Here is a 5,689-nt window from a genome sequence, read left to right as displayed (position 1 = left end):
CCGACGCCATCTGGGTCATCAACAGCTATCAGATCGCCATGGCGGTGTGCCTGCTGCCGCTGGCCTCGCTGGGTGAGGTGATCGGCTATCGGCGGGTCTATCTGGGCGGGGTATTCCTGTTCACGCTGGCCTCGCTGGCATGTGCGGCCAGCGGTGACATGCTGCAGCTGAGCCTGGCGCGGGTACTGCAAGGCCTGGGGGCGGCCGGCATCCTGTCGGTCAATACGGCCTTGATCCGCTTCATCTATCCGGCCCGGCTATTGGGCCGAGCCATCGGCTACAACGCCTTGGTGGCCGGCACCGGCAATGCGCTGGGACCGACCGTGGCGGGCTTGATCCTGCACCTGGCAAGCTGGCACTGGCTGTTCCTCATCAATATTCCGCTGGGTCTGGCGGCGCTGGCCGTGGGGCATCGCGCCTTGCCCAGCAATCCCTTGTCGGCGCGGCGATTCGACCGGCAAAGCGCCTTGCTGTGCATGTGCTTCATCGGCTTGCTGCTCTATACCATCGATGCCGTCGGCCATCTGCAAGGTGCTTGGGTGGTGGGCGGTTGTACGGCGCTCACAGCGATCAGCCTGGTGCTGCTGCTCAGGCTGCAATCGTCCAGCGCCCCCATGCTGCCGCTGGACCTGCTGCGCATCCCGCTGTTTGCCCTGTCCATTGGCACCTCGTTCTGTTCCTTCGCGGCGCAGATGGCGGTGTTCGTGATGCTGCCCTTCATGCTGCAGAACCAGCAGGGCATGAGCGTGGCGCGCGCCGGCCTGCTGCTGACGGCCTGGCCGATTGCGGTGGCCTTGACCGGGGTGGTGGCGGGCAAGCTCTCCGACCGCATCGCGGCGGGTCTCCTGGGGGGGATCGGTCTGGCGGTGATGTGCCTGGGGCTGCTGTCGCTGCTGCTGGTGCAGCCGGGCACGCCGGATGGCGTGATGGTGGCCATGTTTGCCCTGTGTGGCGTGGGCTTCGGGCTGTTCCAGACACCCAACAACCGCACCATGATCAGCGCCGCGCCACGCGAACGTACCGGCGGCGCCAGCGGGATGCTGGGCACGGCACGTCTGACCGGGCAGACCGTGGGCGCTTCGGTGGTGGCGCTGTTGCTGGCGCTGTCGAACGCACCTTATGCGCTGGTGCTATGGTGTGCCGCCGCCCTGGCTGGCGCGGCTTGCCTGGTCAGCCTGTGGCGGCTGCGCTATTGAGTTTGAGGGCTGGACTTAAAGCGCCGGGGCCAAGGTTTCGCCGTGGGCGTGTTGATGGGCGGCGTGCGCAGCCACTGACAGTGCCATGCTGAGATAGTTTTCGCTGCGCATCCGGCGCTGTGCCTGCTGCTGTTCCAGCACGAACAATTGCTGGTAGAGATTGCGAATCTGCTGCTGCAGCAACTGGCGCTGCTGCTTGCCATCACGGTTGGCCGGGAAGCGCATGAGCGATTGCGCCTGTTGTTGCAGGATCAGGATGCGATGACTCAATTGCGCCACCAGCTCGGCGGGCTCATTGTCCAGCGTGTCTGCCAGCACGGCGGTTTGGGCCTGGGCAGTTTGTTCTTCTTCATACGCGAGGTTCATGCGAACTCCAGCCCCGACGGGCGCAAGTGGTTGCAAGGATCATGCGGTGTTGCCTTGGGTAGATTTACGGCAGGGCTGCGCAAAGCTTGAGCCACGGAAAGTAAAAAAAGGAAAAGGCGCAGGCCCGTGAAGGGCGCTGCGCCTTTGTCCAGGCAGCTTCAGGGGAGGGCGGCCAGAGCCGTCAGATCACCCCACGGCGCATCTGGTCCAGTTCGATGGATTCGAACAAGGCCTTGAAATTGCCCTCGCCAAAACCGTCATTGCCCTTGCGCTGGATGATTTCATAGAACACCGGGCCGATCAGGTTCTGGGTGAAGATCTGCAGCAGCAGGCCCTGGCCGGCGGTGGGCGCGCCATCGATGAGGATCTTCAGTTCGCGCAGTGCATCGAGGTCTTCGCCATGGCCGGGAATGCGACGTTCCACCAGGTCGTAGTAGGTGGCGATGGTGTCCTGCAACGGCACGCCACGCGCGCGCAGTGCGCGCACGGTCTGGTAGATATCATCGGTCCCCAGCGCGATATGCTGGATGCCTTCGCCGTTGTATTGCTTGATGAATTCCTCGATCTGCGACTTGTCGTCGGCACTCTCGTTGATGGGGATGCGGATCTTGCCGCAGGGGCTGGTCATGGCACGTGAACGCAGGCCGGTGACCTTGCCTTCGATGTCGAAATACTTGATCTCGCGGAAGTTGAACAGACGCGTATAGAACGAGGACCAGGTATCCATCGCGCCGCGCATGACGTTGTGGGTCAGGTGGTCGATATAGGTCAGCCCCACGCCCTTGGGATTGTGCTCCACGCCAGGAAAGAACTGGAAGTCCACATCGTAGATGGAGCCGTGGTCGCCATAGCGGTCCACCAGATAGAGCAGCGAGCCGCCGATGCCGCGGATGGCAGGAATATTCAGTTCCATCGGCCCCAGCTTGGCTTCCACCCCTTCCGCACCCAGTTCCAGTGCACGTTGATACACATGGGCCGCATCCTTGACGCGGAAGGCCATGGCGTTCACCGACGCGCCGTGTACCTGAGCGAAGGCGGCGGCATTGCTGCCGGGTTCGCCGTTGAGGATGAAATTGATCTGGCCCTGGCGGTACAGCGTGACATTCTTGGAACGGTGACGCGCCACGGCGCTGAAGCCCATCAATTCCAGCACGCCGGCAATGGCGGCAGGATCGGCGGCGGTATATTCGACGAATTCGAAGCCGTCAGTGCCCATGGGGTTGTCGAACAGATCCTGGCGGGTGGCTGCCGCGGCTGCGGCGGTATCGGGGGCGAATTCGGGGGCGAATTGGCTGTCTGCGTGGCCCATGCTGTGTCTCCTCGTGTGGGGAAGGCCGGCAAGTCCGGCCTGTGCAAGGAGTTTATTGCGTAGATGCTGCAAATTGTGATTGTTTTTTGCGCGATATATTAGATAATATGCACAAATAATTCTTAAATATGAACTTTGGAGAGACAAATGAGCATCATCAACGTGGACCGCTACGATCTGGCCTTGCTGACCGAGCTGCAGCGAGATGGCCATATTACCAATAGTGCCCTCGGCCTGAAAGTCCACCTGTCCACTTCCCAGATCAGCCGCCGCGTACAGCGCCTGGAAGAAGCCCACGTCATCGAACGCTATACCGCCGTGCTGGACCCGGCCGTGGTCGGCCTGGGGGTGACCGCTTTCACCACCGTGACGCTGGACCGCCAGGGCGAAACCCGTGGCGAACTCTTCGAAAAAGCCGTGGAGGCGATGCCGGAAGTGACCGAGTGTTTCTCCGTCACGGGGGAGGGCGATTATATCCTGCGCATCGTCGCTCCTGACCTGGCAGCCTTTTCCGAATTCATGATGACCCGCCTGCTGCGCCTGCCGGGCGTGACCAACGTCAAATCCAACATCACCTTGAAGAAGGTCAAGCAGTCCCACGAACTGCCGCTGGAACACGTGATGCAACCGGTCAAGTCGCGCCAGCGCATCCGTTTCTCGCAGTGAGCCGACCGGCGCGCGAATTCAAAAGCAAGCGCCGGAGTGTGGCCGTCTCCAGCCAGGCCTAGAATCAGGACATCCGATTCCAGGAGTGCCCCATGCCAACCATGATGTCCCCCCAGCCCCTGGCCCAGCCTGAGCCGCCCGGCAATCGCAGCGACGATGAGCTCCGCTGGCAAGCCGTGCAAGGGCGCGACCCGAGCGCCGATGGCCGCTTCTGGTATGCGGTCAAGAGCACGGGGGTGTATTGCAAACCGTCCTGCGGTGCGCGCACGCCTTTGCGCAAGAACGTGAGCTTCCACGACAGTTGCGCTGCCGCCGAAGCGGCTGGCTTTCGTCCCTGCCAGCGCTGCAAGCCTGACCAGCCGTCGCTGCAGCAGCGCCAGGCCCAGGCCATCGCCCAGGCCTGCCGCCTGATCGAAGCCGCCCAGCAGGCACCGGCCACCGATATCCTGGCCCAAGCCGTGGGCTTGAGCCGCTACCACTTCCATCGCCTCTTCAAGCAGCACACCGGACTCACGCCCAAGGCCTATGCCGATGCCCATCGCGCCAGCCGCCTGCGCACCCAGTTGGGTGACAGTCCCAGCGTCACCGCAGCCTTCTATGAGGCCGGATTCAATTCCAGCGGCCGCTTCTACGCCCACAGCGCCGCGCAACTGGGCATGAAACCGGCCACCTATCGGCGTGGCGGCAGCGGCGAGAAGATCCGCTTCGCGGTAGCGCAATGCTGGCTGGGCGCCTTGCTGGTGGCCGCTACCGAGCAGGGAATCTGCGCCATCACGCTGGGCGCAGAGGCCGAGCCCCTGGTGCAGCAATTGCAGGATCGTTTTCCGCAAGCCGACCTGGCCCCGGCCGATGCCGCCTTCGAGCAGACGCTGGCGCAGGTACTGGCCGTGCTGCACGACCCGCAACACGGCGCCGCGCTGCCGTTGGACGTGCGTGGCACGGCCTTCCAGCAGCGCGTCTGGCAGGCATTGCGCGCCGTGCCGCCCGGCGTGACGTTGACCTATGCCGAACTGGCCGCGCGCATCGGCCAGCCCAAGGCGGTGCGGGCCGTGGCCAATGCCTGCGCCCAAAATGAAATCGCCGTGCTCATTCCTTGCCATCGCATCGTCCGACTGGACGGTTCGCCCTCCGGTTATCGCTGGGGAGTGGAACGCAAGGCGGCCTTGCTGGCGCAGGAAGCGGCGGCTTCCGGGGCGCCGGCTGCAACGCACGCACAGGACCGCATCCAGCGCATCAAGGCCGCGCCACAACGTAGCGGGAGTGGCAAGTGACGGGCGATCTATTCGGTGACCTGGCCCGCACCCCCAGCGTCGAGAGCATCACCGAAGGCGCACTGCTGCTGCGTGCCTTCGTCGATGAAGCGGAGGCCGCAAGCTTGCTGGCAGGGATTGCCACGGTACTGGCCGCATCGCCCCTGCGCCACATGCAAACGCCGGGCGGTTTTCGCATGTCGGTGGCGATGAGCAACTGCGGCAGCTATGGCTGGGTCACCGACCGCCTCGGCTATCGCTATCAAGTACTGGACCCGCTGGCCGAGCGCGACTGGCCGCCGATGCCCGAGGCTTTTGTCGCCCTGGCCCAGCGCGCGGCGCAGGCGGCCGGGTTTGCCGCCTTCGCACCGGATGCCTGCCTGATCAACTGCTATGAACCCGGTGCGCGCATGTCGCTGCACCAGGACCGCAATGAAGCCGACATGGCCCAACCCATCGTCTCGGTCTCGCTGGGTTTGCCGGCGACTTTCCTCTTCGGCGGTCTGGCCCGCACCGACAAGCCGCGCCGCCTGCGCCTGGAAAGCGGTGATGTGGTGGTCTGGGGCGGCCCGGCGCGACTGGCCTTCCACGGCATCGATACCCTGCGCGAGGGCGACCATGCCCTCACTGGCAACTGCCGCTATAACCTGACCTTCCGTCGCGCGCGCTAAAACAATCAGAATCCGAATCGCGCCGCGCCTTGCCCCTCCAGCCATTTGCGGCCCGGAATCAAAACAAAATGGCATGAAATAAAAACAATTGTTGGGTTTTGCCAACAGGAAATCTTCTNCATGGAAGGGAAGCTGTNCACGTGCTGACAACTTAAATTAACATCTGGGCCCTGGCAAGCAAATTCTTGNCACCTGGAAACGGCAAACAACGAATCGGGNTTCGTTGGCCGA

Annotated in this window: 6 protein-coding genes; 4 read left to right on the top strand and 2 right to left on the bottom strand. The window is 63.5% G+C overall.

Annotated features, from left to right (window positions below):
* Positions 1 to 1,196, top strand: a 1,196-nt coding sequence (locus I5W_RS22700; protein WP_044530950.1) for an MFS transporter, incomplete at its 5' end; no start/stop codon positions are given.
* Between the two features lie 15 nt (positions 1,197 to 1,211).
* Here I5W_RS22700 and I5W_RS22695 read toward each other — a convergent pair.
* Together I5W_RS22695 and hppD are read right to left on the bottom strand one after the other, a co-directional pair.
* Positions 1,212 to 1,562 carry a hypothetical protein gene (locus tag I5W_RS22695; RefSeq protein ID WP_017454265.1) on the bottom strand — a complete coding sequence of 117 codons (351 nt, stop codon included), beginning with the start codon at positions 1,560 to 1,562 and terminating at the stop codon, positions 1,212 to 1,214.
* Positions 1,563 to 1,743: 181 nt separating this feature from the next.
* Positions 1,744 to 2,871: a 4-hydroxyphenylpyruvate dioxygenase gene (gene hppD / locus I5W_RS22690; RefSeq protein WP_044530949.1), complete on the bottom strand. Its 1,128-nt coding sequence runs from the start codon at positions 2,869 to 2,871 to the stop codon at positions 1,744 to 1,746.
* Between the two features lie 147 nt (positions 2,872 to 3,018).
* Between hppD and I5W_RS22685 the strand changes: the two genes are divergently transcribed.
* From I5W_RS22685 to alkB, 3 genes are all read left to right on the top strand, one after another.
* Complete coding sequence (locus tag I5W_RS22685; protein ID WP_017454267.1) at positions 3,019 to 3,537, top strand: Lrp/AsnC family transcriptional regulator; 519 nt, start codon at positions 3,019 to 3,021, stop codon at positions 3,535 to 3,537.
* Positions 3,538 to 3,629: 92 nt separating this feature from the next.
* A complete protein-coding gene (gene ada / locus I5W_RS22680; RefSeq protein ID WP_044530948.1) occupies positions 3,630 to 4,808 on the top strand; it encodes a bifunctional DNA-binding transcriptional regulator/O6-methylguanine-DNA methyltransferase Ada in 1,179 nt (392 codons plus the stop codon).
* Positions 4,805 to 5,458 (top strand): DNA oxidative demethylase AlkB, encoded by a 654-nt coding sequence (gene alkB / locus I5W_RS22675; RefSeq protein ID WP_044530947.1) that lies wholly within the window; start codon positions 4,805 to 4,807, stop codon positions 5,456 to 5,458. Before ada ends, alkB begins: the two co-directional genes overlap by 4 nt.
* The last annotated feature ends 231 nt before the right edge of the window (positions 5,459 to 5,689 follow it).

Source organism: Herbaspirillum sp. B65 (assembly GCF_000333555.1).
GTDB classification, from domain to species: domain Bacteria; phylum Pseudomonadota; class Gammaproteobacteria; order Burkholderiales; family Burkholderiaceae_D; genus Herbaspirillum; species Herbaspirillum rubrisubalbicans.
The sequence above is the reverse complement of the archived record's forward strand: the minus strand, read 5'-3'. Positions and strand labels throughout refer to the sequence as shown.